Genomic DNA, 24,157 nt, shown 5'->3' with positions numbered 1-24,157 from the left:
AATCACAAGCATAGAGACTGATCCTGACCGTTTCTCAGCGCAGAAGGTTCAGGTGCAGGCCAACGTCTCTGCCTTCGCCCAGTTCCAGTCGAGCAGCACGCACGCCCTGCCCCACCAGCGCTTCGCGCCAGGCCTCTGCACCCGCGCCGGCCAGGCTGACGCGCAAGGTACTGTCGAGGTTGAGGCAGCGCCCCAGCAGTGTGGCCCATGCGACCGACGGCTCGTTTGGTAGGCGCGCCAGGTGCAGCTCGCCGCTGCTTTTGAGCTCACGCATCAGGGTATCGGGTGTGGGCAGCAGTTCGCCCAGGGGCGCGCCGGCATCCAGTTGCTCGGCATACAGGTAGGCCCTGCGGTTGCCCCGGGTGATGCTGTATAGGGCCAGAAGGCTATCCTGATGCGGTTCTGCCAGGCGCAACAGCAGGTAGGCCTGTTGCTCATCAGGGCCATACAGTTTGGCGTTTCCAAAGATTGAATTGGCCCAGAGGCTGCTGGAACCACAGTCGCGTCCCTGGCACCAGTAGAGCAGCTCGGCCCCATTGTCCAGCAGGTCCTTTCGGGCGCGGTCGAAGGCGTCGGCAGAGCTGTGGCCAGCGGGCAGGCGATAAGTCACCGAGGTCTGCAGCCCTTCGACTTCGACCTTGCGCTCCATGCGCAACTTGTTGCTGATGCGGCGGATGGAGCTTTGCGGGAAGACCCGTTCCTGGTCCGGGCGCTCCTGGAAATCGGTGATTTCGGCGTGGGGGAAGCGCGGCAGCGCTGCCAGGTCGTGGCTGCCAGGCGGATCGGCAGCTTGGGCGGATGCAGCCAGCAGCAAGCCGGCAAGAAGGGTGAGGCGCATGCGCATCCTTATCGATGTGTCCTGGAGTGAGCAGTCTGGACCAGCTTTCGGGCCTTTTCCTGCCGCTTGCCACGGATCGAGCCGCGCCGCACAACGGTTTCGACCATCCCGCTGTTCCCTGACCAAAAACCGCCAGCCTTCCCGGTTGGCGGGTGCAAGTCAAGGAATCGCGAAGAAGGGATTGAAACAGTCTGCTACCGCTTGAGCACCGGCCTCGTCATCCAGGTGCAGGTGATGCTTGCCAGGCAAGCGATGCACGTCGAATGGCAATCCCTCCAGCAGACCGGCAAACTTGGGCTCCACATGCAGCAGCCCCTCCTCCGCCAGCACCAGCATGGACGGGCACTTCACCGCATGGACAAAGGCCAGCGCATGGGCGCGGGTCAGGCGCAGTGGCGACGGCAGGGTGAGTCTGCTATCGGTGCGCCAGGTGTAGCCTCCAGGCACCGGCATCAGGCCGCGCTCGGCAAGCAGTTCAGCGGCCTCGCGGCTGACCCCTCCGGTGCCACGCATGCGTGCCTCAACAGCGCGATCGATAGCGGCGTAGACCGGCTTGCGCTTGCCCACCAGCGCCAGTTGCGCGCGCAACGCCTCTCCCAGCTTGGTCGGCGCCTGCTCGGCCTCGCCGGTGTAGGGCATCAAGCCATCGATAAGGGCCAGGCGCTCGACCCTGTCGGGCATGGCACCGGCCAGCATCACCGAGACGATGGCGCCCATGGAGTGGCCGAGCAGGGAGAAACGCTCCCAGCCCAGTTGCTCGGCCACCAGCAGCACATCAGCGGCATAGTCCCAAAGCAGGTAGCTGGCCCCCGGTGCGCGATGGGCGGACAGCCCATGGCCGGCGAAGTCCAGGGCGACGATGCGCAGCCCCGGCAGGCGCGGCGCCAGGCGGGCGAAGCTGTTGGCGTTGTCCAGCCAGCCGTGCAGGGCTATCACCGGCTGGCCGTCTTCGGGCCCGTAGAGGTGCGCCGCCAGTTCGATGTGGGGTAGGTTGAGGCGGATTTCTTCGACCTGAGCAGTCATGCGCTGGCCTCCTGACGGCGGCCGTCCCAGCGGCCGAATACGGACTTGAGCAGCTCGGCGGTTTCCTGCGGGCGTTCCAGAGGGAACATATGCCCACCGGGCAGCGACAGGTATTCCCCTTGTGGTACCCGCTTCAGCAACCGCGCATGGTGCGGCAACACCACCTTGCTGTGGCGTCCGCGCACCAGCGCCAAAGGCACCTTGAGCTGCTGCGGACGGCCTGGCGTGCGGTGCGGCACGCTGCGGTAGATGCTGATTTCGGTGGCGGCGTCGAACTTCAGCCGCAGGCTTTCGCCGTGGCGTGCCAGGCCATGCTGGACATAGGCCTCCAGACACTCGGGGTCGAAACGGCGGAACAAGGTCTTGCCGGCGAAGTAATCACGGGCCTCGTTGAAATCACCGAACTCCTCGCGACGGCCCAGGGTGCGGCCGGCCGGGGTGATGCGGTCAATGAAGCCAAAGCGCTTGGCCGCACGGATGACGATGCGATCAGCCAAGGTCAGTACCGGGGAGTCCAGCATCACCACGCCGCGATAGAGGTCGGGCCGTAGGAGCGCGGCATGGTAGTGCAGCACGCCGCCGAGAGAATGACCCAGGCCCCAGACCGGATCGCCGCGCCCTTCCAGGTGGTGGATCAATTCGTCCACCAGATTCTCCCAATTGTCGTTCACCGGGAAGCGCGGGTCGTGCCCGTGCTGCTCCAAGTGCTCGACGTGGAAGTCCGGGGCCAGGGCGGCGAAGAGCTTGCCGTAGGTGGCCGAAGGAAAGCCGTTGGCGTGGGCGAAGAAGATGGTGTGCGACATGGCGTCCGGCTCGTCGGGGAATGCAGGGGATTTTCCGGCAGCCCCGCTCACGCGGCAATGACTGTAACCGCCAGTGATGATGGCGCTACTGCCAAAACCCCGGTGCCAACAGTCGCCCGACTATGGCCAACGCCACCAGCAGGAACACCAGCCCGCAGGCCAGGTCGATGGCCGGCGAGACACGCAGCAGGTGCTGCTGAACGCTGCCACGGGTCAACGCCAGGCCCAGCACGCTGAACCAGGCTAGCCCCATTCCGAAAAGTATGCCGGCGGCACCGAGCTTTCCGGCAACGGACATATCCGCCGGAATCAGCCCCGAAAGCAGCGCGAGGAAGAACACCAGCGCTTTCGGATTGAACACGTTGGTGGCCAGCCCGCGCAGCCAGGGCCCCAGGGCCGAGGGCGGCAGCGCGCTGGCCAGCCGCCCATGAGTGCCCTCCCGACGCTGGAACCAGCTGCGCACGGCACCGACGCCGAGCCAGCCAAGGTAGCTGGCGCCGAGCAGTTGCAGCAGATCGAACAGTAGCGGCGAGCGACTGAGCAACAGCGCCACACCGGTCAGCACCAGGGTGCCGTGAACAAGGATGCCGCAGGCCAGGCCCAGCGCGCTGAGCAGCCCGGCTCGACGCCCCTGATGCACGGCGGTGCGAACGACTAGCGCGACATCGGGGCCGGGGCTGACCAGAGCGACGGCGAACACGGCCGCCAGCGACAGCAAGACGGAAGTCTCCTGCATGGATGTTCTCCAGGATCGTGAGGATTCAGCGGTGATGACAGATCAGCGGTTGCGCAGCTTGGCCGGCGGCACGCCGTAGGTGCGGCGGAACAGCCGCGAGAAGTGCGCCTGGTCGTAGAAGCCCAGGTCCAGCGCCACTTCGCTCAGAACCTCGCCGCGCAGCACCCTTGGCAGGGCGCGCTCCAGACGTAACTGCGTCAGCCACTGGTGAGGAGGCAGTCCGCATTGGCGGTTGAAGCGGCGCAACGCCTGCCAGGGGCTGAGGCCGCAGAATGCGGCCAGATCCTCCAGCGATGGCGGCGAGTCAAGGCGCGATTCCAGCCACTCCCGCAAGCGCGCCCAGGTGCGGGCATCGAAGCCATGCTCCGGCTCACGGACGCGTAGCGTGGAACCCTGCCCCAACAGGTTGGCGAGAGTCGGCCAGAGCTGGCTTTCCTGCTCCAGCCGCGAGCCCAGGGCTAGCGCGCCGTGCAACGCTTGCAACTGTCCGCGTAGTGTGGCGTCGCGAAGAATACTGGTAGTCAGGCGCGGCGCGCCCTGGCGCTCATCACTGAGGCTGCGACTGGCGTCGTCCAGCCATTGCGGGTCGAAAGCCAGCACGCGAATCTGATAGCTCTGGCCATCGACTCCGGCACCATCGTGGATCTGCTCCGGCGCCATCAACAACACGTCCCCGGTGTCGGCCTGATGGCTTTCACCCTGGTGCAGGTAGCGTTGCCGACCGCGCACCACCAGCCCCAGGTGGTACTCCAGATGGAAGTGCCGGGGAAAGGCGAAGTGCTGGTACTGAGCGTCGATCAGGCGGACGCCCGGCAAGTAGCTGGGGATGTGGTTGGTCTGGTCCATGGGCGCCACTTTACTCCGCGGCGCCGTGCGCTTCTTGGACAAAATTGCGGGGTGAAAGCCGGCGGATACGCCGTGAAGCGCATTCATTTGAAATTGGGAAACCACGTCCTTAGGACGTGGTCATGGGTCATCGGCTCTGCCTGTGACGATTGAAATGCACCGATTATCAGCATGAAGACGGACTTTCTGTAGGAGCGAGCTTGCTCGCGAACAGCCCGAGCACGATCTTTCGCGAGCAAGCTCGCTCCTACATGTCAGCCGCCCCGCGGCGGCTCGGCGCCTAGGGGCACGATGGCCATGGTCAGGCGGGAAATACAGCTGGGTTTGCCGTCTTCGGCCGAGAGTCGGATGTCCCAGACATGGGTGGTCCGGCCCAGGTGCACCGGGCGAGCAACAGCCATGACGCGACCGCTGCGCAGGCCTCGCAGGTGGTTGGCGTTGACCTCCAGCCCCACACAGTAGAAACGCGCGGTATCGATGCACAGGTAGCTGGCGGTGGAGCCCAGAGTTTCCGCCAGCACCACTGAGGCGCCGCCGTGAAGCAGGCCGTAGGGTTGATGGGTGCGCTGGTCGACCACCATGCTGGCGGTCAGGGATTCTTCGTCGAAGGCCTCGAAGCGGATGTCCAGGCCTTCGCCAATGGTATTCGTCAGGGATTCGTTGAGATGCGTGAGATCGGGGATTTGTCGCCACAGGCCCATGGGGTCATTCCTTGTGGGAGGCCGGGACGAAGCGTCCCGGCCAGGCTGGATCATTCGTGCCAGACAACCGCTTCCTGGCGTTCGAGCCATTCAGGGAAGCGCTTGCCGTAGGCATCTTCCACCACGTTGCGCTTGATCTTCAGCGTTGGGGTGAGGAAGCCGTTGTCCACCGCCCAGACCTCCTTGACCAACACCAGCCCCTGCAGGCGCTCGTGCTTGTCGAGGTCGCCGTTGACCTCCTCCAGCAGGTTGCGCAGGCTGACCTCCAGCTCGGCGCGGGCACTGTTCGCCGCCTCCAGCCGCCCAACATCGGAGAGCACGCAGAGAGCCATGGGCTGGGGCAGGCCGTCGCCCACCACGCAGACCTGCTCAATGCGCGGATGCACGGCGAGGCGATTCTCGATGGGCGCCGGCGCCACGTACTTGCCCTTGCTGGTCTTGAAGATTTCCTTGATGCGGCCGGTCAGGCGCAGGTTGCCGTCGGCGTCCTGCTCGCCCTTGTCGCCGGTACGCAGGAAGCCGTCTTGGGTGATGGTCTCGGCAGTGCGCTCCGGGTCCTTGTAGTACCCCTGCATGGTGGCGCCGCTGCGCACCTGCACCTCGCCCTCCTCACTGATCCGGACCTCCACGCCGGGGCTGTTCTGGCCGATCCAGCCGGGCTTGTGCCGACCCTTGAGGCACAGGTGGGAATAGCCGCAGTTCTCGGTCATGCCATACACCTCCGCCACCTCCAGGCCGAGGCGCTTGTACCAGTTCAGCAGCGCACCGGGCACTGGCGCGGCACCGCACAGGGCGTTGCGCACGGCATCCAGGCCCAGGCCAGCCAACACCTTGCGGCCGACGATGCGGCCGATGACAGGCAACCGAAGCAGGCGATCGAGCTTTGCCGCCGGCATCTTCGAATAGACGCCCATCTGGAACTTGGTCCAGATACGCGGCACACCAAAGATCGCGGTGGGACGGGCACGGCGCAGGTCATCGAGAAAGGTTTCCAGACTCTCGGCGAAGAACACCGTCTGCCCGGCGTAGAGCGACCCCATCTCCACGAACATCCGCTCAGCCACGTGGCACAGCGGCAGGTAGGACAGCAGGCGATCGTCCTCCCCGGTCTGGAACAGTTCCACGCCATGGCCGGCAGCGAAGGCGAAATTGCTGAAATTGTGCATGACGCCCTTGGGCGTACCGGTGGTCCCGGAGGTGTAGATGATGGTGGCGAGCTGATCCGGGGCGCCCTTGGGACTGTCCTGGATCGGGTTGACGGCCTGCAGGTCGGCCCAGCTGAAGTCGAACTCACCCGCCGGGTGAATGGGCAGTGCGATGGTCGGCACGCCCTGAGGGACGCCGCTGGCCATGGCGGCCCAGTCATCGAGCTTGCCAATGAAGGCAAGGGCCGATTCGGAATGCTCCAGCACCTGGTGCACCGACTCGGCGGTGAGGTTGGGGTAGAGGGGAACGGAAACGTGGCCAGCCATCCAGATGGCGAGGTCGGCAACGATCCAGTGGGCACAATTTTTGGAAATGATTGCGATACGGCTGCCCTGGGGCAGGTCACGCCCCCGCAGCCAACTGGCGGCCCGACGGGCCTGCTCGCCCACATCGGCCCAGGTCAGCTCCTCGATCCGTCCGCCGCCTAGCGGCTGGACCAGGTAGCGCGTATTCGGGTGACGGGCTTCACGCTCGAAAAACATTTCAAGCGGCAAACGGACTGCATCAGCCACAGGGCCTCCTCCTTTGTTCTTTTTTTAGGGGACAACCAAGCACTTGCTTGGTCGACTATTCCACGCACTTGGGAGGAGGCGCAAGTTAAGAAATGTTGCGAATCGTCAGTGATGACGAACGTGATGGACAGCGCGCAAGGACATGAGACCGGGGACCAGCAGGTCACCCTCCAACTCGGCCAGACTGGCAGTGCCCATAGGCAGCGGCTCCTGGCGATGGCCGTGGATCAGCAGACCGGCCAGTTCACTGACGAAGGGATTATGGGTGACCAGCAACAGGTCCTGCTCGCTGCGTTCGGCGAGGAAGTCGAGCGCCTCCCGCGGGTCACTGTCCGGGGTCAGCCAGGGAGCGGTGCCAACGGCACCGCTGAAGGCCAGGGCATCACGAACCAGCTCAGCGGTCTGCTGCGCCCGCACATACGGGCTGGCCAGAATTGCGTCCAGCGGCTGCCCGGCGAGTTGAGCGGCACTGTGCAGCACGTCCTTGCGACCGTGGCGAGTCAACTCGCGCTCGGCATCGGTCCGGGCGCGGGGTTCAGCCTCGCCATGGCGCAGCAGCCAGAGCCTCACAGCTTGGGCTCTTCGTCACGCACCGGGTGAGCAGCTGGCGGCACCGCATGGGGCGCCTCGCCCTCGGCAGCACGAGCCTCGGGCCAATCGGCGAAGGGCCAGGGTTTCTCCTCAGTGTTGAAGGTGCCGAAACGGCCTATCTGAGCCAGGTACTGGCTCAGGCTGTCGCCGAACGACAGCAGGCCGGCATTGGGTGCGCCGTAGAAGGCGCGGTAACCCAGTTGCAGCAGGACCACGGCACCCAGCACGATTTCAGCCAGTTGCCAGACGATGACGAAGATCAGCATCCACAGGACGCGCAGCAGGATGTGCTCGCGCTGCAGGTCTTCGCGTTCTTCACTCATGGGGAATCTCCTTGTCCGAAAGTGTGAATCAGAAGCCGGTGGTTGGAATGAAGTCTACGTCGGTCTTCGGCTCGCCGCGCATCAGCAGCTCGATCACCTGGGCCAACGTACGCCCTTCAAAAAGTATGGCATGCAGCCCCGCGACCAGCGGCATGTAGACCTGCAGCTCCTCGGAACGACTCTTGAGAACCTTGAGGGTGTTGACGCCCTCTGCAACCTCGCCCAGACGTGAAACCGCGTCTTCCAGGGACAGGCCCTCGCCCAGGGCGTAGCCCACTTGGTAGTTGCGGCTTTTGGGGGAGGAACAGGTGACGATCAGGTCGCCCACACCAGCCAGGCCCAGGAAGGTCATGGGGTTGGCGCCCAGTTTGACGGCAAAGCGGGTCATCTCCGCCAGGGCGCGGGTGATCAGCATGCTCTTGGTGTTCTCGCCCATGTCCAGGGCAGCAGCCATGCCGGCGATGATGGCGTAGACGTTTTTCAGCGCACCGCCCAGCTCGACACCGAAGCGGTCCTGGCTGGCGTAGACACGGAAGGTACGGCCATGCAGCGCGGACTGTACGCGTTGGCAGAGCTCGGCATCCTCGCTGGCAACCACCGTGGCAGTCAGCGCGTGGTCGGCGATTTCCTTGGCCAGGTTGGGGCCGGAAATGACGCCAATGCGCGCATCCGGTGCCACTTCTTCGAGAATCTGGCTCATCAGCTTGAAGCTTTTCGCCTCGATGCCCTTGGTGGTGCTGACCAGGAGCTTGCCGGTCAGTTGCCCGGACACCGGTTCCAGCACGGGTCGCAATGCACTGGACGGCACGGCAACGAAGACCAGCTCACAATCGGCGAGCACGGCGGACAGATCGGTGTCCGGCTCGACGCCGGAGTGGATCTTCACACCCTTGAGGTAGCGAGGGTTCTCCCGCAGGGTACGGATCGCCTCGGCCTGTTCGGGGTCGCGCATCCAATGGCGTACGCGCTGGCCATTCTCGGCCAGCAGGTTGGCGATGGCGGTGCCGAAGCTGCCGCCGCCGAGCACCGCGACGGGTTGCTGTTCAGTCATAACGGGTCCATGTAGGCCAAAGGAATGGCGAATCCACGCATTATACGGAGGCGCCGTCTACCGGCCAGCATCAATCCAGAGCCATCGCGCTGGCAAAGCGATCATCCTCGGTTAAGATGCCGCAGTTCTCTGACGTCAAGGTTGCCGCATTCGCGCCCCAACAACCGCCGCGCATCAAAAAATCCCCCAGCATTGGGGCATAACAAGACTAAAGTTCCAACATAGATTCACCTCACGGACGCCCCCGCACCGAGGCAAAAGGAAGATGTGCCTACCCTCCCCCCGATCGCCGATCTCTCCCGCCGCTGAAGGAGAGCCGCGCCCATGACCTTGCGGCATCGCTGGGACATCCACACCCGCACCCAGTTGATCAGCCTCGGCCCGGCGCTGCTGCTGACCTTGCTGCTCACCGGGTTCTTCACCTTCGCCCGCCTGCAGGACCTGCGTCAGGAGCTGAATCACACTGGCCAGTTGATCGCCAGCCAGCTCGCACCGGCAGCGGAGTACGGCGTGGTCACCGGCAACCTGGAGGTACTGGAAGGCTTGCTCCAGGCCAGCCTGGGCACGCCCCATGTGCGGTTTCTCGAAGTGCGCGACCGCGCCGACAATATCCTGGTCTACCTGGAGCAGCAGGACCGCCTCGAGAAGAGCGGCGCGCAGGTGGAAGTTTTCCATGCGCCCATCATCCAGCAGCAGATGCACCTGCAGGCACAGCGCACCCTGGCCAGGGGAGACAGCCGCAGCAACGACGGCAACTACCTGGGCCGCGTAGTCGTGGGCATGTCCAACGACGCCTTCAGCAGCCGCCAGCAGGAGATCCTCCTCAAGGCCACTGTGCTCGCGTTCATGGCCCTTCTCCTCACCTTCCTGCTCGCGCGCCGCCTGGCCACTCGCCTGTCGCAACCCATCAGCGCGATGGGCGACGCGGTCAAGGCCATCCAGGACGGTAACTACGACGCCAGCCTCCCCGTGGTAGACGACAGTGAACTGGGCGACCTCGGCCGCCACATCAACAACCTCGCCAGCGGCCTGGAACAGGCCAGCCGCGAGCAGCAGCAGGCGATGGGTCAGTTGATCAAGGCACGCGAGGAAGCAGAAATGGCAAACAGGGCCAAATCCGACTTCCTGGCGATGATGAGTCACGAACTGCGCACCCCCATGAACGGTGTGCTGGGCATGCTCCAGCTGCTGGAAACCACGGAGATGACCGAGGAACAGGCGGAGTACGCGGCGCTGGCCACCGAGTCCACCGAGCACCTGCTCAAGGTGATCAACGACATCCTCGACTTCTCTCGCATCGAACGCGGCGCCCTGGAGCTGGAACGCATTCCCTTCAACCTGCTGGACCTGATCCTGGGTTCGGTGCAAGTGTTCCAGCACAGTGCCCAGCAGCGCGGATTGGTGCTGACGCTGGACACCCAGGGAGGCCTGGAGCGGGTCGAGGCCCAGGGCGATCCGACGCGTCTACGGCAGATCCTGGTCAATCTGGTAGGCAATGCCCTGAAATTCACCGAAGAAGGTGGCATCAAGGTCGTAACCCGCTGGCAGGCACTGGACAGCGAAGTGCTCTGGCTCACCTGTGCCGTGCACGACAGCGGGATCGGCATCCCCCCCGACCGCCTGGAGCATATGTTCGATGCATTCCAGCAAGCCGATCACTCGATCTCCCGCCGCTATGGCGGCACCGGCCTCGGCCTGCCCATCGCCCGCACCCTGGCCGAACGCATGGGCGGCACACTGCGGGCTGAAAGTCATGAAGGTTCGGGTTCGGTCTTCACCCTGGAAATTCCCCTGCCTTTCCGTCCCGAGGGAGCCGAAACGCTCACCAATCAGGCACACGCCCCCAGTGAAGGCAGCGGTCAGCACGTGCTGCTGGTGGAGGACAACCCGGTGAACCAGACCGTGATAGAGGCCATGCTGCGCAGCCTCGGTTACCAGGTTAGCCTGGTGGGCGACGGTGCACAGGCCGTGCACCAGGCGTCACGCCACCACTATGCCGCTATTCTCATGGACTGCCGCCTGCCGGTGCTGGATGGCTATGAAGCCACGCGCCAGATTCGCCAGACGAATGGCGGTGCAACGCTGCCGATTATCGCCCTCACCGCCAACGCCCTGCAGGGCGACCGCGAGGCCTGCCTGGCCGCAGGCATGAATGACTACCTGGCCAAGCCCTTCAAGCGCGCCGACCTGCTGCGGGTGATGCAGCGCTGGCTGAGCAAACCGTCGGACTGAAATGATTGATGCTGTTTCCAGACATTCGTCGAGTGTTCCGGGATGTTAAAGTGCATCACGCTTTGCGAGCGGGATGCCCCTGTCGCGCCCTTTGGGCGAGTCAAGGTCACTCAGGTGAACGACTGTGCTCGCCACTCTGTGACTTTCACCGCAACGCAACAGTCTATGACTAGTCTGCCAACTGGCCCCCCTACAACGGCCACGGCAGAAGGATGAATGCAAAGCCCTGTGCCGCACGGGGACCATTGAGGAGCTCGCATGACCAAACAAAACGCCTATTCCCGGGAAGACCTGCTGCGCTGCAGTCGCGGCGAGCTGTTCGGCCCTGGTAATGCGCAACTGCCCGCCCCCAACATGCTGATGATCGACCGCATCGTGCATATCAGCGAGACCGGCGGGAAGTACGGCAAAGGCGAGATCGTCGCCGAGCTCGATATCAATCCCGACCTGTGGTTCTTCGCCTGCCACTTCGAGGGCGATCCGGTCATGCCCGGCTGCCTTGGCCTCGATGCCATGTGGCAGTTGGTCGGCTTCTACCTCGGCTGGCAGGGCAACCCCGGCCGCGGCCGCGCCCTGGGCTCCGGCGAAGTCAAGTTCTTCGGTCAGGTCCTGCCGTCCGCGAAAAAGATCACCTACAACATCCACATCAAGCGCACTATTAATCGTTCGCTGATCCTCGGCATCGCCGACGGCACCGTTGCCGTCGATGGCCGCGAGATCTACAGCGCCGAAGGCCTGCGCGTCGGCCTGTTCACCTCTACCGACAGCTTCTGAAGGACATCCGCATGCGTCGCGTCGTGATCACTGGCCTGGGCATCGTTTCCTGCCTGGGCAATGACAAAGCCACCGTCTCCGACAACCTGCGTGCCGGCCGTGCCGGCATTCGCCATAACCCCTCCTATGCGGAGATGGGTCTGCGCAGCCAGGTGTCCGGCTCCGTCAACCTGAACCTGGAAGAGCTGATCGATCGCAAGATCTTCCGTTTCATGGGCGATGCCGCTGCCTACGCCTACCTGGCCATGCAGCAGGCCATCGAAGACGCCGGCCTGAGCGCAGAGCAGATCTCCAACCCGCGCGTTGGCCTGATCGCCGGCTCCGGCGGCGCTTCGACCGTCAACCAGATGGAAGCCATCGACACCTTGCGTGAAAAGGGCGTCAAGCGTATTGGCCCATACCGTGTGACCCGCACCATGGGCAGTACCGTATCCGCCTGCCTGGCCACTCCCTTCCAGATCAAGGGCGTGAACTTCTCCATCTCCTCGGCCTGCGCCACCAGCGCGCACTGCATTGGCCAGGCCATGGAGCAGATCCAACTGGGCAAGCAAGACATGGTCTTCGCTGGCGGCGGTGAAGAAGAACATTGGAGCCAGAGCTGCCTGTTCGATGCCATGGGCGCCCTCTCCACCCAGTACAACGAAACCCCGGAGAAGGCCTCCCGCGCCTACGACGCCAAGCGTGACGGTTTCGTCATCGCCGGTGGCGGTGGCATGGTGGTGGTCGAGGAACTGGAGCACGCGCTCAAGCGTGGCGCCAAGATCTACGCCGAAATCGTCGGCTACGGCGCGACTTCCGACGGCTACGACATGGTCGCCCCGAGCGGCGAAGGCGCCATCCGCTGCATGCAGCTGGCGCTGTCGACCGTCGATACCCCGATCGACTACCTGAACACCCACGGCACCTCCACTCCGGTGGGCGACGTGGCGGAAATCCGTGGCGTGCGCGAAGTGTTCGGCGACAAGGCCCCGGCCATCAGCTCCACCAAGAGCCTGTCTGGCCACTCCCTGGGCGCCGCTGGCGTGCAGGAAGCCATCTACTGCCTGCTGATGATGGAAGGCAAGTTCATGGCCGGTTCCGCCAACATCGACGAACTGGACCCGGAAGTCGCTGACCTGCCGATCCTGCGCGAGACCCGCGAGAACGCCAAGGTCGACACCGTGATGTCGAACAGCTTCGGCTTCGGTGGCACCAACGCCACCCTGGTGCTGCGCCGCTTCAACGGCTAACGGCTGTTTCGCAACGAAGAAAGGGCGCCATTGGCGCCCTTTCTGTTTTCTGCGGCTCAGGCCGCTTCGCGACCGTGCTCAGTTTTGTCCCTGCCCCCCATACGCGGCAGCAGCATGGGCACCTGGCGCCGATAGTCGGAGTATTCAGGATGCGCCCGCAGCAGGTCGCGTTCTTCCAGCTGAATGGCCGCCAGGATGTAGATGCTGGTCAGCACCGCGAACAGCAGATGAGCCGCGCTCATGGTTGGAGTGGCCCAGAAGCACAGGAACCAACCCAGGTAGAGCGGATGGCGCACCAGCTTGTAGGCGCCCGGAGTCTTGAACTCCAACTCGGTGTAGGGCTTGCCCAGCAGGTTCAGCCAGACCTGGCGCAGGCCGAACAGATCGAAGTGATTGATCAGGAGGGTGGCGTAAAGCACCAGCGCCCAGCCGAAACCGAAGATCGCGCCCATCACCAGGCGGCCCGAACGGTTTTCGATGGTCCAGATTTCACCGCCCAGGGGTTGCCAGTAGCTGTACAGCAGGATCAGCGCGAGACTGGAAAACAGAACATAGGTGCTGCGCTCGGCCGCCGGTGGTATCCACTGCGTCCACCAGGCCTTGAAGGCCGGGCGGGCCATCAGGCTGTGCTGTACGGAGAAGATGGCCAGCAGCGCCACATCGATTCCAAGGGCGATCCAGAACGGCAGGCGCGGCTCACCATCCAGGGTTCGCGGCGCGAACGGCAGGTTGGCGATGAAGCCGATGGAATAGGCGAAGGTGGCCAGGAAGATCAGGTAGCTGATCAGGCCGTAGAAGAAAATCGAACTGCGCTTGAAGTAAGTGAACATGATGCGCTCCTGCCTCGGGTTCTGGTCGGCGGAATCGCCCCGCCTTGGACACCAGCTTCATCCCGTCCTGTATCAGCCCTATGGCTGGCAGCGCTCAGTTTGTTTCGGCTTTGTATCCGCCCCCCGGACTGCCCAGCCAGGCCTGCAACAGTTGGTGCAGGCGCTGCTGGTTCAGGGGTTTGGTCAACAGTGCCTTGACGCCCTGCTGCTGTACCTCGCTCTCCAGCAGGGAATCGCTGAAACCGGTGTAAAGCACGATGGGCAGGTCGGCACGAGACGCCAGTAGGCGCCGCGCCAGTTGCAGGCCGGAGAGACGCGGCATGCTCTGGTCCAGAATGATGAAGTCCCAGGCATACGGGTCGGCACAGAGCAGCAGGCTGGCCTGCTCCGCATCGCAGAAGATGCCGGACTCCAACCCCCAGCCCTCGAGCAGCTCACCCATGAACTCGGCTACCGTAGCGTCGTCGTCCACCACGGCTACCCGCCCCTGTAAGGCGGAGCGCAATTGTGGGCGCTCGGCGGCCGGAGCGACTGCAGCGTCCGCGTTCGACGCCGAGCCATGGGCCGGCATCAGCACACGGAAGGTGGCGCCCTGCCCCGGCGCGCTGTCCAGATGAATATGGCCGCCATACTCATGGACGATGCCGTGCACCATGGATAGGCCCATGCCACTGCCCTGACCGCTGGCCTTGGTAGAGAAGAACGGCTCGAATATCTGCGCCCGCAGCGCCGGATCGATCCCCGGCCCGCTGTCGCTGACGGTAAGCGCCACGAAGTGTCCCGCGATCCGCTGCTGGCAGGAAGCACAGACGCCCGCCAGTTCCTGCTGTGCCAGGCTCACCCGCAACTGCCCGACGCTGCCCATGGCGTCGCGGGCATTGATGCAGAGATTCATCAGCACCTGCTCCAGCTGCACAGGATCGGCCAGTACCCGGGGCAAGTCGTGACCCAGCTGCACCTCCAGCTCGACCGTGGCCGGCAGGGTGGACTCCACGAGACGAATAAAGTCCCCCAGCAGCAAGTCCAGCGCCACCACCTGCGGTTTACCGCGGCTGCCCCGGCTGAAGGTGAGCATCTGCTGGATCAGGTCGCGAGCTTTCTCCGCCGAGCGCTGAACCCGCGACAGGTACTTGCGCAGGCGCTCATCACTGTCCTGCTCCGCCAGCTCCTGGGCCATCACCGTGTAGCCCAACATGCTGGTCAGCAAGTTGTTGAAATCGTGTGCGATGCCACCCGTCAGGTGCCCGATGGCCTCCATGCGCTGAGCCTGGCGGAGCTGCTGCTCCAGGCGGGCACGTTCCTCTTCAGCCTGGGTACGTTCGGTGATGTCGCGCAAGTAACAGATAAAGCGCGGCCCTTCATCACCGGGCACCTGGGTCAGGGCGAGCTCTGCAGCAAACTCTCGGCCGTCGGCGCGCTGCGCCACCACCTCCATGCGCTTGCCGAGGAATGCGCCATGGCCGGTCTTCACGTAGTGCTCCAGTGCATGTTCATAGGCATCGCGGAAACGCGGCGGGATGATCAACTTCAGCAGCGAATGCCCCAGCGCCTGCTCACGACTGATGCCAAAGCACTGCTCGGCCGCCGGGTTGAAGGCCAGCACGCGCCCGGCCTCGTCCATGCTGATGAAGCAGTCCAGGGCGGTGTTGGTGATGGCCCGGTACTGCAGCTCGCTGGCGCGCAGGGCCTGCTCGGCCTCCTTGCGCTGGGTAATCTCGCGGGTGATGCCCAGGATGCGGTCAACGCCGCCAATGGTGACGCGCTTCAACAGCACTTCATCCCAGTGCAGGCTTCCGTCGCGGTTGCGTCGATGCCATTCGAAGCGCTGCACCTCGCCGGCCGCGGCGCGGGCCAGGTAACCCGCCGCGTCCTTGCCGGTGTACGGGGCGTAGCCGGCGCTGAAGGCATCGATGTCCAGCTTGAGCATTTCCTCGTAGCTGTAGCCATAGGCACGGCAGGCCTTGGGATTGACGTCCACCAGGGCGCCACTCTCGATGTCGTGGACGAAGATCGCGTCTTCGGAGTTGTTGAAAATCGCCCGGTAGCTGGCTTCCGCCTCCAGCCGCTCGATTTCCGCGGCGGCCCGCACCGAGAAAATCCGCAGAACGGATTCCACCCTGTCACGATCGCTCATCGTCCCCAGCCGGCCAGCGGCAATCAGGCCCAGCGGCCGGCCATCACTGGCAAAGAGCGGGTAGCCGGCATAACTGTCGACACCGAAAGCGGCCAGCACTTCGTCGCTGGGGTAGGAACAGCGCAGGTCGCGAGGCACGAAATGGAAACTGCGACCGAATACCTCGGCACAGGGCGTCCCCTTCAGGTCATAGGTAGCGTTCTGGTGCAAGCGTCCTTCGTAGTAGAGCGCCAGCGTGGTGAGGCATTGCGGCCCCTGGTCACTGATGCGGCTGACAAAGGCAAAGTCGGCATTCAGGGAGCGCACCATGTAGCGGGCAATGGCCTCGAACACTTCGTTGCCAGTGGCGGCGGAAACTCCCAGCGCAACAAACCGCAGCACCTCTTCCAGGCTCTTGCGTGAGCTGATGTCAGTGGAAATGCCACAGATGGCGCTGACCCGCCCTTCACCATCGAAGAGTGGGAATTTGTTCGACAGATAGGTGCGGATACCACCGCCCATGGGCACCTGTTCCTCGAACTCCAGCTCATGGCCGAGCTGCGCTACACGCACGTCGTTGGCGCGCAGCACATCGGCCATTTCCCTGGGAAAGAAATCGTGGTCGGTATGCCCCAGCACGCGTTCCGCGCGGACCTTGAACAGCCGCTCGAAGGCCCGGTTGACCAGGACCAGGCGGCCGTCGAGGTCCTTCACATAGATCACCGCACTGCTGTTATCGACAATCTGCCGCAAGCGATGCTCTTCGGCACTGACGGGGAAGCGGCTGGTCAGAGGCTGGCTCACCGGTAGGCCCTCCGGAGGTAGCGGACAGCCTGAGTATAGAGACAGCCGGGCCACGCCCGGAGGGCCCTGGAGCCATTGAAACAATTGAAACAAAGAGCTGACGTGGGGGCGAATTCATTGGCTATGTCTGCGTTAAGTGTCGCTAGAACGTCCTTAGCCAGGCTGCTCGCCGAGTTCTGCGGATACTTCTGGTTTCGTCCCCCCGGACGAGTCCCCTTCTCAAGCCCCGAAAGGAACCAAAGGGCTTGCCCCTGCATCCGGCCCCGGCTTCGCCGGGGTTCCCTCGCTCCATCGTTGTTACTCGCTTCGCTCGCCCTTCGGGCCGCACTGAAGTGCGTTCGCTGCAAGCAGCGCCAGGGGGCACGGCGCGAGGGGGAGGATTGGCACGGAGGCCTGGAGGTGCCGGGGCTAGACGGCTGTACTCAATGTTAGCTGTTGCGAGAGATTTACCAGCGGCCCAAGAGCCAGCGCCTACGGGCAATGAATTCGCCCCTACCGCTTCTTGCGGACTCAGCCTGGGACGAACATGTATCCGACGCCGCGAACGGTGCGGATGATCTGTGGTTTGTCCGGGTCCGTTTCCAGCTTGCGGCGCAGGCGCGCTATGCGGATGTCGATGGAGCGGTCGAAGGGGTTCCAGTCGCGATGCTGAGTCAAGTTCAACAACTGGTCGCGAGATAACGGCCGGTTAGGCCGCTGGGCGAAGGCCTGGAGCAGGTCGAACTCCATGGCGGTGAGGGGGATTTCCTCTCCTGAGGCGTCAAGCAGCTGGCGGCTTTGCAGATCGAGGCGGCAGAGGCCGAGTTGCAGGCAGGCCCGCTCGCTTTCCGTGGCGGTTTGAGTGGAAGCCGCCGGGGCGCGACGATAGCGCCGCAACACGGTCTTGACCCGCGCCAGCAGCTCACGCGGGTCGAAGGGCTTGGCCAGGTAGTCGTCAGCACCGACCTCCAGCCCAACGATGCGATCCAGTGGCGTGCCGGCGCCGGAGACCATGATCACCGGCAGGTCGTGATGTTCGCGCAGGTACCGCGCAAGGCTCAGGCCGTCCTCACCGGGCAGCCCTACATCCAGCAGCACCAGATCGGGCAGCGCCTCGGCCAACCGCGCACGCAGTTGGCCGCTGTCGCCGACGGCGTGCACCTGGTAGCCCTGGCCGCCGAGGTAATCCAGCAGCAGTTCGCGGATCGCCTCGTCGTCGTCCACCACCAGGATGCTGATCTGTTCGGCCATGGACCCGCGCCTCGCGCCCACCTATGACCCAGCGAATATAGCGCGCTCTGGCGACACGCGCGGGATCAGCGGACGGTGAAACGCTGCTCGGCCAACAGACGGTCGCCCTGGAACACCATGAAACGCCACTCGCCCGGCACCACTTCGTAGTGCTCGGTGAATTCGTAGGCCATCACGTCCATCGGCGCACCGGGAGCCATCTTCTGCTCAACCACGAACTTGTCGTGACGCTTGCCGTCCGGGGTAACCACGCCGGGGGTCAAGTACAGCAGGGTCAGCGGGGTGTCCTTTTCCTGCTTTCCGAGCAGCGTGTAACGCATGCCGAACTTGGTGCCCAACTTGGCCGGGATCTCGTCGGTCTGCTCGATGTTCTGATTGCTGCGGGTCAGCACACGCTCGCCCGGCTGGTAGTCCTGATACTGCGATTCGAAGATGCCGTACTCCACCGGGCCGTCCACCCGTACATCAGCCAGGGCCACGCCGGAAGCCAGGCCCAGGGCCACGAGTGCTGTCATTCGAAAGGGGATCATATCGCGCTCCTTGTTTGCGGTGGCGCGAGGTTATGACGTGGCCATGACAGCCTCGTGACAGACTCACTGCGCGCGGTCACTCCGGTGTTTGCGCGGCAGCACTGCCAGGAAATTGTCCCGCGCAACCTTGCGCGCCACCGCTTCGGGCAGGGCGTCGAGGAAGGCGTTGTAGGCCGCCAGGTAGTCCCCCAGGCCGTCGAAATGCCCGACCACGTCGGAACCCAGCATGAAGCGGTCCGGATACCGCTCCACCAGTGCCAGCCAGCGCCGGTCCGGCTTGCCGTCGGCATCCAGCAAGTAGGGTTTGAGCACACTCCAGGACAAGTCGACGTAGAGGTTCGGGTAGGCCCCCAGCATCCGCTCGAGGGTGGACAGGAGAAAGTCCAGCTTCGTCTGGTGGCGGTGGATCTCCAGGCTGGAGCCGGCGTGGGCCCAGATGAAGCGCACGTGAGGATGGTTGCGCAGCGGCTCTTCCACTTCCTGCAGGTAGAGCGGATTGCGCTCACGCTTGGAGGTGATGTTGGAGTGCAGCAGCACCGGCAGGTCGTACTCGGCCGCCAGGTGGTAGATGCGATTCATGGCCTCGTTGTTGGCGCGCGGCGTGTCGCCATCGATGAGGGCGGTGAGATCATCGTGGCGGGTGAACACCTCGCCTATGCCCTGCCAAAGGCCCGGATCCAGTTCCAGCATGCGGCGAATATGCGCGTCGGAATTCTTGTCGTTGGGATTGAAGCCGCTGAGAAAGGGATGAAAACGCTTGCGCTGATCGACCGGCAGTTGCTTCACCGCTGCGGCCACCAGCACGTCGGTGGCGCTGTACCAGTAGGCCCCGGCGTCGTCGCCAGCGTAGTAGCGCGGCCGCTTGGGTTCATCCTCATGCCACTTCTTGGCCACTGGAATACCAGAGATCATTGCGTGGTCGATGCCCCCCTTGTCCATCGCGTGCAGGAGGGATTTCATGCCATCCGTTTCCTGGAAGAAATCCACGTAGTGCAGGTGGGCGTCGCTGTAGTGGTACTCGCGTGCTTCTCCCGGCATGGTCGTCGTCAGCAGCAGTGCGGCGAGACTGGTCCTCAGTCGATACAAGGCAGGTCCTCCCGGGTGTATGAGCGACTATAGACCGGCAGCCGGCTGACCGCGTTCAACCTGGCGCCCTGCTGCCCGGCCGCCGCCCTTTGCGCTAGCCTAGCGGGGACTATTCCGCTCATCGGCCAGGAGGCCCCCATGACCATCCGTCTCACCCGTGATTCCGCCAACGGCACCCGCCAACGCATCGAACTGGAAGGCAAGGCACCGCTGTTCACTGACCTGCCGACGGACCTTGGCGGTGCCGGTGCGGACCCGGAGCCTCATGACTACTTCGACGTAGCACTGGGCAGCTGCAAGGCCCTGACCGTCACCTATTACGCCCAGAAAAACGGCATCCCGCTGACTGGCGTGGACGTTGAGGTGACCCGCGACGACAGCGAGGAACGCAAGGGGCACTACCGCCTGGATGTGAAACTGACCCTGCGCGGCGCCCTTACCGACGAGCAACGCGCCACCCTGCTGCGCATCGCCGACAAGTGTCCGGTACACAAGCTGATGACCCAGGTGGAAGTGAGCATCGAAACGCGCCTTGCCGAAGGTAGCTTCAGCCAGTGACCCGAGCAGGAAACCTGAGTATGAACATCCTCACTATCCGCCCGCGCGCCGAAGAAGTCGCCGGGCAACCCATCCTCCGACCGCTGCCGTCGGCCCAGTGCCGAAGCGTCGGCCCCTTCGTATTCTTCGACCACATGCTGGAAGCTGACTACGCCCCCGGCACCGGCATGGACGTGCGCCAGCACCCCCATATCGGCCTTTCCACCCTCACCTACCTGTTCGAAGGCGAGCTGCAACACAAGGACAGCCTGGGCTCTGACCAGTTGGTGAAGCCGGGCGACGTCAGCTGGATGACCGCCGGCCGCGGCGTTGCCCATGTCGAGCGCACGCCGTCGAAGCTGATGGCCAGCGGCTCGCGCGCGCACGGCCTGCAAGTCTGGCTGGCCCTGCCAAAGGAATTCGAGGATTGCGAACCCAGCTACAGCCATCATCCGGCGGCGAGCCTGCCGCAGCAGGAAGCACTCGGTGTACGCATCCGCCTGATCGCCGGAAACGGCTTCTGCCTGGAATCGCCTGTACCAGTGCTCTCCCCTACCCTCTACGCCGACCTGCAACTGGAAGCCGGCGCCACCCTGACCATCCCCTGCGAACATCCCCAGCGGGCGCTCTATCTGCTGGAAGGCGAAGCAATGCTGGACGACCAGCCGATCGAAGCACGCAGTCTGGTGGTGTTGCCAGAGGGCGTGGAGTACGTGCTCTCCGCATGCAGCGGTAGCCAACTGGTGATGATCGGCGGCGAACCACTGGATGGGCCGCGACGGATGAACTGGAACTTCGTGTCCAGCAGTCCGGAACTGATCGAGCAGGCGCGCAGCCGTTGGGCGGCCGGTGACTGGCCGACTGTGCCGGGCGAGACCAGCCGCATCGAGTTGCCGCGCTGATCTGGACGTCGGGTGGTGGGCTGAAGCCCACCCTACGGGCTCCCACAAATGGCTTGGGGCTCAGGCGAAGATTTCGTCCAGCAGCGTGTACATGGCGGTGAAGGCGCGCCGTGACACCGTGGCGTTGTACTGCGCGGTGCCCGGATTGTTGGCGGCAGGATCGGTGAACGAATGCACCGCGCCACCATGACTCAGCAATTGCCAATCCACCCCAGCCTCGCCCATCTCCCTGGCGAAGACCGGTAACTGTTCACGGGGCTCAAGCGGGTCCAACGCGCCATCGCAGGTATACCCGAGGACCTGGGATTGGATCTGCGTCATGGATTACCTCGTTCCGCCAAAGACTTCGTCGAACAGGTCGTTCATGGCCTGGTAGGCCCGGGCAGCGACCTTGGGATTGTATTCATTGCGCCCTGGCACGCTGGCCCCGCGCTCGGTGAAGGAATGCACCGCACCACCGTAGCTGACCAGTTGCCAATCGGCCTTGGCGGCCGTCATTTCGGCCGTGAAAGCCTCTACCTGGGTCTTGGGCACGGCAGGGTCGTCCGCGCCATGCAACACCAGTACCGGCGCGCGAATATTGCGCGCATCGGCCGGGTTCGGCGTGTCCAGGTTGCCGTGGAAAGACACGAAGCCCTTCAGCTGTGCGCCTGAACGCGCCAGTTCCAGGACGCTGCCGCCACCGAAGCAGAAGCCGATGGCGCCGAGACTCGCCAGGTCCAGCGACACCTGCCCAGCCTGGGCCTTGAGAGTCTCCACACCGGCTTGGGCACGCTTGCGCATCAAGGGCCGATCACCGCGTACCGCCGTCGCGGCGGCCCTGGCTTCGTCTGGATTGGTTGGGCGAACGTCCTTTCCATACATATCGGCAATGAAGATCACGTAGCGCTGGCCGGCAATTTCCTTGGCCTGCTCGGCTGCGGCCGGGGTCACGCCCAGCCAGTTGGGCACCATCAGCAGGCCGGGGCGTGGGGTCTTCACCGCATCGTCATAAACCAGGGTGCCCTCGAAGGCCTTGCCGTCGATCTCGTACGGAACAGCCTGGGTAACCATGGCAGCCCAAGCGGGGCAAGCAAATGCGAACAGCAGCGAAGGCAGGAGCAAACGGTTCATGGGGACTCTCCTGTGCCAGGGGAAATGACTAAGGTTAGACCCAATGCCGGCTGAGCCCTCCTGCCGGGTTCATTGCATGGGATTTCAAGATCGCGGCAATGTCGACCTGACCTTGTGCGGTCTGCATAGCGAACGAACTCGATCCACTGAAGAATCAAGCCCCGACAACAGAACGAAAAAGGCCCGCAATTCGCGGGCCTGTTCCGTTCCAGCCTCTTATCAGGCCGAGAGCTCCACCAGCAGCTTGTTCAGGCGGCGCACGTAGGCGGCCGGGTCCTTTAGGCTGTCGCCGGCGGCGAGGGCGGCCTGGTCGAAGAGGATGTGGGACAACTCGCCAAAGCGGTCCTCGTCCTGCTCGCCATCCAGTTTCTCGATCAGCGGGTGGGCCGGGTTGATCTCGAAGATCGGCTTGGAGTCCGGCACCTTCTGGCCACTGGCCTCGAGTATCTGGCGCATCTGCAGGCCCAGATCCTGCTCGCCGATTGCGAGGATCGCCGGGGAGTCAGTCAGACGGTGGGAGACGCGCACTTCGCTGACCTGCTCTTCCAGCACCTTCTTCAGGCGCTCGATCAGGCCTTCCTTGGTCTTGGCGACTTCCTCCTGGGCCTTCTTGTCCTCTTCCGAGTCCAGCTTGCCGAGGTCCAGGTCACCACGGGCGACATCCACGAAACCCTTGCCGTCGAAGTCGGACAGGTAACTCATCAGCCACTCGTCGATACGGTCGGTGAGCAGCAGCACTTCGATGCCTTTCTTGCGGAAGACCTCAAGGTGCGGGCTGTTCTTCACCTGCGAATAGCTCTCGCCGGTGAGGAAGTAGATCTTGTCCTGGCCTTCCTTCATGCGGCCGATATAGTCGGCCAGGGAAACGCTCTGCTCGCCCGAGTCGTCGCTGGTGGCTGCGAAACGCAGCAGGCCGGCGATCTTCTCCTTGTTGGCGAAATCTTCCGCCGGACCTTCCTTCAACACCTGGCCGAAGTTCTTCCAAAAGCCCTTGTATTGCTCGGGTTCGTTCTTCGCCAGCTTCTCCAGCATGTCCAGCACACGCTTGGTCAGAGCCGACTTCATGGAGTCGATCACCGGACCGGACTGCAGGATCTCGCGGGAGACGTTCAGCGACAGGTCATTGGAGTCCACGACGCCCTTGATGAAACGCAGGTAGAGCGGCAGGAACTGTTCGGCCTGGTCCATGATGAACACGCGCTGCACATACAGCTTCAGGCCACGCGGTGCCTCGCGGTGATACAGATCGAACGGAGCACGGGCCGGAACATAAAGCAGCGAGGTGTATTCCAGCTTGCCTTCAACCTTGTTGTGGCTCCAGGACAGCGGGTTCTCGAAGTCATGGGCAACGTGCTTGTAGAACTCCTGGTATTCCTCGTCCTTGACCTCGGTACGCGGGCGAGTCCAGAGCGCGCTGGCGCGGTTGACGGTTTCCCACTCCTGCTCGGCGGGCGCATCTTCGCCGTGGTGTTCTTTCGGCAGTTCGATGGGCAGGGCGATATGGTCGGAGTACTTCTTGATGACGTTGCGCAGACGCCAGCCATCGGCGAACTCCTCTTCACCACTCTTCAGGTGCAGGACGATGCGGGTGCCACGCTCTGCCTTCTCGACGGTGGCGATGTCGAACTCGCCCTCGCCTTGCGACGACCAGTGCACGCCTTCGCTCGCCGACAAACCGGCGCGGCGGGTGAAAACTTCTACTTTGTCGGCGACGATGAAGGCGGAATAGAAGCCCACGCCGAACTGACCGATGAGGTGGGAATCCTTCTTCTGGTCGCCGGAAAGGTTCTTCAGGAAGTCGGCGGTGCCGGACTTGGCAATGGTGCCCAGGTGCGCGATTACCTCGTCGCGGCTCATGCCGATGCCGTTGTCTTCGAGGGTGATGGTGCGAGCGTCCTTGTCGAAGCTGACGCGGATCTTCAGCTCGGCGCCGCCCTCCAGCAGCTCGGGCTTGGCCAGCGCTTCAAAGCGCAGCTTGTCGGCAGCATCGGAGGCGTTGGAAATCAGCTCGCGGAGGAAGATTTCCTTGTTGGAATACAGGGAATGGATCATCAGGTGAAGCAGTTGCTTCACCTCGGTCTGGAAGCCCAGGGTTTCTTTTTGAGTTTCCACACTCATGGTCGTCTAACTCCACGTGGATGGTTTGA

At 63.8% G+C, this 24,157-nt stretch carries 22 protein-coding genes and 1 pseudogene; 5 read left to right on the top strand and 18 right to left on the bottom strand.

Features of this window, described 5'->3' with window-relative positions; all coding sequences use genetic code 11:
- Window positions 1-34: 34 nt before the first annotated feature.
- The 10 genes from AAHM40_RS17505 to AAHM40_RS17460 all read right to left on the bottom strand — a co-directional run bounded on the left by AAHM40_RS17505 (window position 35) and on the right by AAHM40_RS17460 (window position 8,630).
- On the bottom strand, window positions 35-838 hold the full coding sequence (locus AAHM40_RS17505; protein ID WP_446731586.1) for a DUF4892 domain-containing protein: 804 nt from the start codon (window positions 836-838) through the stop codon (window positions 35-37).
- Window positions 839-997: 159 nt separating this feature from the next.
- Window positions 998-1,861 carry an alpha/beta fold hydrolase gene (locus AAHM40_RS17500; protein WP_342245776.1) on the bottom strand — a complete coding sequence of 288 codons (864 nt, stop codon included), beginning with the start codon at window positions 1,859-1,861 and terminating at the stop codon, window positions 998-1,000.
- Entirely contained in the window at window positions 1,858-2,664 is an 807-nt protein-coding gene (locus AAHM40_RS17495) for an alpha/beta fold hydrolase (RefSeq protein ID WP_342245775.1), read from the bottom strand. The genes AAHM40_RS17500 and AAHM40_RS17495 overlap by 4 nt, the downstream gene beginning before the upstream one ends.
- Before the next feature lie 85 nt (window positions 2,665-2,749).
- Window positions 2,750-3,400, bottom strand: coding sequence for a LysE family translocator (locus AAHM40_RS17490; protein ID WP_342245774.1), 651 nt, complete (start codon window positions 3,398-3,400; stop codon window positions 2,750-2,752).
- Between the two features lie 42 nt (window positions 3,401-3,442).
- Complete coding sequence (locus AAHM40_RS17485) at window positions 3,443-4,246, bottom strand: AraC family transcriptional regulator (RefSeq protein ID WP_342245773.1); 804 nt, start codon at window positions 4,244-4,246, stop codon at window positions 3,443-3,445.
- 254 nt (window positions 4,247-4,500) lie between these two features.
- Complete coding sequence (locus tag AAHM40_RS17480; protein ID WP_342245772.1) at window positions 4,501-4,947, bottom strand: hotdog fold thioesterase; 447 nt, start codon at window positions 4,945-4,947, stop codon at window positions 4,501-4,503.
- 50 nt (window positions 4,948-4,997) lie between these two features.
- Complete coding sequence (locus AAHM40_RS17475; RefSeq protein ID WP_342245771.1) at window positions 4,998-6,665, bottom strand: AMP-binding protein; 1,668 nt, start codon at window positions 6,663-6,665, stop codon at window positions 4,998-5,000.
- 105 nt (window positions 6,666-6,770) lie between these two features.
- Window positions 6,771-7,235 (bottom strand): phosphohistidine phosphatase SixA, encoded by a 465-nt coding sequence (sixA, locus tag AAHM40_RS17470; RefSeq protein WP_342245770.1) that lies wholly within the window; start codon window positions 7,233-7,235, stop codon window positions 6,771-6,773.
- On the bottom strand, window positions 7,232-7,579 hold the full coding sequence (locus tag AAHM40_RS17465; RefSeq protein ID WP_028629406.1) for a DUF4389 domain-containing protein: 348 nt from the start codon (window positions 7,577-7,579) through the stop codon (window positions 7,232-7,234). Before AAHM40_RS17465 ends, sixA begins: the two co-directional genes overlap by 4 nt.
- Window positions 7,580-7,607: 28 nt before the next feature.
- A complete protein-coding gene (locus AAHM40_RS17460; RefSeq protein ID WP_342245769.1) occupies window positions 7,608-8,630 on the bottom strand; it encodes an NAD(P)H-dependent glycerol-3-phosphate dehydrogenase in 1,023 nt (340 codons plus the stop codon).
- A gap of 324 nt (window positions 8,631-8,954) precedes the next feature.
- Here AAHM40_RS17460 and AAHM40_RS17455 point away from each other — a divergent pair, with 324 nt between their 5' ends.
- The 3 genes from AAHM40_RS17455 (at window position 8,955) to fabB (ending at window position 12,865) form a co-directional block, all read left to right on the top strand.
- Window positions 8,955-10,862: an ATP-binding protein gene (locus tag AAHM40_RS17455; RefSeq protein ID WP_342245768.1), complete on the top strand. Its 1,908-nt coding sequence runs from the start codon at window positions 8,955-8,957 to the stop codon at window positions 10,860-10,862.
- A 258-nt stretch (window positions 10,863-11,120) separates the two neighbouring features.
- On the top strand, window positions 11,121-11,636 hold the full coding sequence (fabA, locus tag AAHM40_RS17450) for a 3-hydroxyacyl-[acyl-carrier-protein] dehydratase FabA (protein WP_028629409.1): 516 nt from the start codon (window positions 11,121-11,123) through the stop codon (window positions 11,634-11,636).
- Between the two features lie 11 nt (window positions 11,637-11,647).
- Window positions 11,648-12,865 carry a beta-ketoacyl-ACP synthase I gene (fabB, locus tag AAHM40_RS17445; protein WP_028629410.1) on the top strand — a complete coding sequence of 406 codons (1,218 nt, stop codon included), beginning with the start codon at window positions 11,648-11,650 and terminating at the stop codon, window positions 12,863-12,865.
- 56 nt (window positions 12,866-12,921) lie between these two features.
- Here the strand turns inward: fabB and mddA are convergent, their stop codons facing one another.
- From mddA to AAHM40_RS17420, 5 genes are all read right to left on the bottom strand, one after another.
- Window positions 12,922-13,695, bottom strand: a complete 774-nt coding sequence (mddA, locus tag AAHM40_RS17440; RefSeq protein ID WP_342245767.1) for a methanethiol S-methyltransferase — start codon at window positions 13,693-13,695, stop codon at window positions 12,922-12,924.
- Window positions 13,696-13,789: 94 nt separating this feature from the next.
- Window positions 13,790-16,612 carry a PAS domain-containing hybrid sensor histidine kinase/response regulator gene (locus tag AAHM40_RS17435; protein WP_342245766.1) on the bottom strand — a complete coding sequence of 941 codons (2,823 nt, stop codon included), beginning with the start codon at window positions 16,610-16,612 and terminating at the stop codon, window positions 13,790-13,792.
- A gap of 510 nt (window positions 16,613-17,122) precedes the next feature.
- Complete coding sequence (locus AAHM40_RS17430) at window positions 17,123-17,842, bottom strand: response regulator (protein ID WP_342245765.1); 720 nt, start codon at window positions 17,840-17,842, stop codon at window positions 17,123-17,125.
- Between the two features lie 65 nt (window positions 17,843-17,907).
- Window positions 17,908-18,372: a DUF3859 domain-containing protein gene (locus AAHM40_RS17425; protein ID WP_342245764.1), complete on the bottom strand. Its 465-nt coding sequence runs from the start codon at window positions 18,370-18,372 to the stop codon at window positions 17,908-17,910.
- Between the two features lie 63 nt (window positions 18,373-18,435).
- On the bottom strand, window positions 18,436-19,410 hold the full coding sequence (locus tag AAHM40_RS17420; RefSeq protein ID WP_342245798.1) for an amidohydrolase family protein: 975 nt from the start codon (window positions 19,408-19,410) through the stop codon (window positions 18,436-18,438).
- A gap of 186 nt (window positions 19,411-19,596) precedes the next feature.
- Here AAHM40_RS17420 and AAHM40_RS17415 point away from each other — a divergent pair, with 186 nt between their 5' ends.
- Window positions 19,597-20,016 carry an OsmC family protein gene (locus AAHM40_RS17415; protein WP_342245763.1) on the top strand — a complete coding sequence of 140 codons (420 nt, stop codon included), beginning with the start codon at window positions 19,597-19,599 and terminating at the stop codon, window positions 20,014-20,016.
- Window positions 20,017-20,036: 20 nt separating this feature from the next.
- Window positions 20,037-20,897, top strand: coding sequence for a pirin family protein (locus tag AAHM40_RS17410; protein ID WP_342245762.1), 861 nt, complete (start codon window positions 20,037-20,039; stop codon window positions 20,895-20,897).
- Window positions 20,898-20,957: 60 nt separating this feature from the next.
- Here the strand turns inward: AAHM40_RS17410 and AAHM40_RS17405 are convergent.
- The 3 genes and pseudogenes from AAHM40_RS17405 to htpG form a co-directional block, all read right to left on the bottom strand.
- A pseudogene (locus AAHM40_RS17405) lies at window positions 20,958-21,179 on the bottom strand (dienelactone hydrolase family protein); the annotation flags it as partial.
- A gap of 42 nt (window positions 21,180-21,221) precedes the next feature.
- Window positions 21,222-22,010, bottom strand: a complete 789-nt coding sequence (locus AAHM40_RS17400; RefSeq protein ID WP_342245761.1) for a dienelactone hydrolase family protein — start codon at window positions 22,008-22,010, stop codon at window positions 21,222-21,224.
- 219 nt (window positions 22,011-22,229) lie between these two features.
- Window positions 22,230-24,128 (bottom strand): molecular chaperone HtpG, encoded by a 1,899-nt coding sequence (gene htpG / locus AAHM40_RS17395; protein ID WP_342245760.1) that lies wholly within the window; start codon window positions 24,126-24,128, stop codon window positions 22,230-22,232.
- Between the last annotated feature and the right edge of the window lie 29 nt (window positions 24,129-24,157).

Source organism: Pseudomonas sp. OTU5201 (assembly GCF_038440135.1).
In the GTDB taxonomy this organism is placed as follows: domain Bacteria; phylum Pseudomonadota; class Gammaproteobacteria; order Pseudomonadales; family Pseudomonadaceae; genus Metapseudomonas; species Metapseudomonas resinovorans.
Note: the sequence above shows the minus strand (reverse complement) of the source record. Positions and strands in the feature narration are given on the sequence as shown.

Bases quoted from the DNA above. Each gene is read 5' to 3' on its own strand.
- AAHM40_RS17480 (WP_342245772.1), bottom strand. From the start codon at position 4,947: ATGGGCCTGTGGCGACAAATCCCCGATCTCACGCATCTCAACGAATCC.
- AAHM40_RS17420 (WP_342245798.1), bottom strand. From the start codon at position 19,410: ATGCCGGGAGAAGCACGCGAGTACCACTACAGCGACGCCCACCTGCAC.
- AAHM40_RS17410 (WP_342245762.1), top strand. From the start codon at position 20,037: ATGAACATCCTCACTATCCGCCCGCGCGCCGAAGAAGTCGCCGGGCAA.
- mddA (WP_342245767.1), bottom strand. From the start codon at position 13,695: ATGTTCACTTACTTCAAGCGCAGTTCGATTTTCTTCTACGGCCTGATC.
- AAHM40_RS17465 (WP_028629406.1), bottom strand. From the start codon at position 7,579: ATGAGTGAAGAACGCGAAGACCTGCAGCGCGAGCACATCCTGCTGCGC.
- AAHM40_RS17400 (WP_342245761.1), bottom strand. From the start codon at position 22,010: ATGAACCGTTTGCTCCTGCCTTCGCTGCTGTTCGCATTTGCTTGCCCC.
- AAHM40_RS17425 (WP_342245764.1), bottom strand. From the start codon at position 18,372: ATGATCCCCTTTCGAATGACAGCACTCGTGGCCCTGGGCCTGGCTTCC.
- AAHM40_RS17505 (WP_446731586.1), bottom strand. From the start codon at position 838: ATGCGCCTCACCCTTCTTGCCGGCTTGCTGCTGGCTGCATCCGCCCAA.
- AAHM40_RS17460 (WP_342245769.1), bottom strand. From the start codon at position 8,630: ATGACTGAACAGCAACCCGTCGCGGTGCTCGGCGGCGGCAGCTTCGGC.
- AAHM40_RS17455 (WP_342245768.1), top strand. From the start codon at position 8,955: ATGACCTTGCGGCATCGCTGGGACATCCACACCCGCACCCAGTTGATC.
- AAHM40_RS17500 (WP_342245776.1), bottom strand. From the start codon at position 1,861: ATGACTGCTCAGGTCGAAGAAATCCGCCTCAACCTACCCCACATCGAA.
- AAHM40_RS17495 (WP_342245775.1), bottom strand. From the start codon at position 2,664: ATGTCGCACACCATCTTCTTCGCCCACGCCAACGGCTTTCCTTCGGCC.
- AAHM40_RS17485 (WP_342245773.1), bottom strand. From the start codon at position 4,246: ATGGACCAGACCAACCACATCCCCAGCTACTTGCCGGGCGTCCGCCTG.
- AAHM40_RS17430 (WP_342245765.1), bottom strand. From the start codon at position 17,842: ATGGCCGAACAGATCAGCATCCTGGTGGTGGACGACGACGAGGCGATC.
- fabB (WP_028629410.1), top strand. From the start codon at position 11,648: ATGCGTCGCGTCGTGATCACTGGCCTGGGCATCGTTTCCTGCCTGGGC.
- AAHM40_RS17490 (WP_342245774.1), bottom strand. From the start codon at position 3,400: ATGCAGGAGACTTCCGTCTTGCTGTCGCTGGCGGCCGTGTTCGCCGTC.
- AAHM40_RS17415 (WP_342245763.1), top strand. From the start codon at position 19,597: ATGACCATCCGTCTCACCCGTGATTCCGCCAACGGCACCCGCCAACGC.
- fabA (WP_028629409.1), top strand. From the start codon at position 11,121: ATGACCAAACAAAACGCCTATTCCCGGGAAGACCTGCTGCGCTGCAGT.
- htpG (WP_342245760.1), bottom strand. From the start codon at position 24,128: ATGAGTGTGGAAACTCAAAAAGAAACCCTGGGCTTCCAGACCGAGGTG.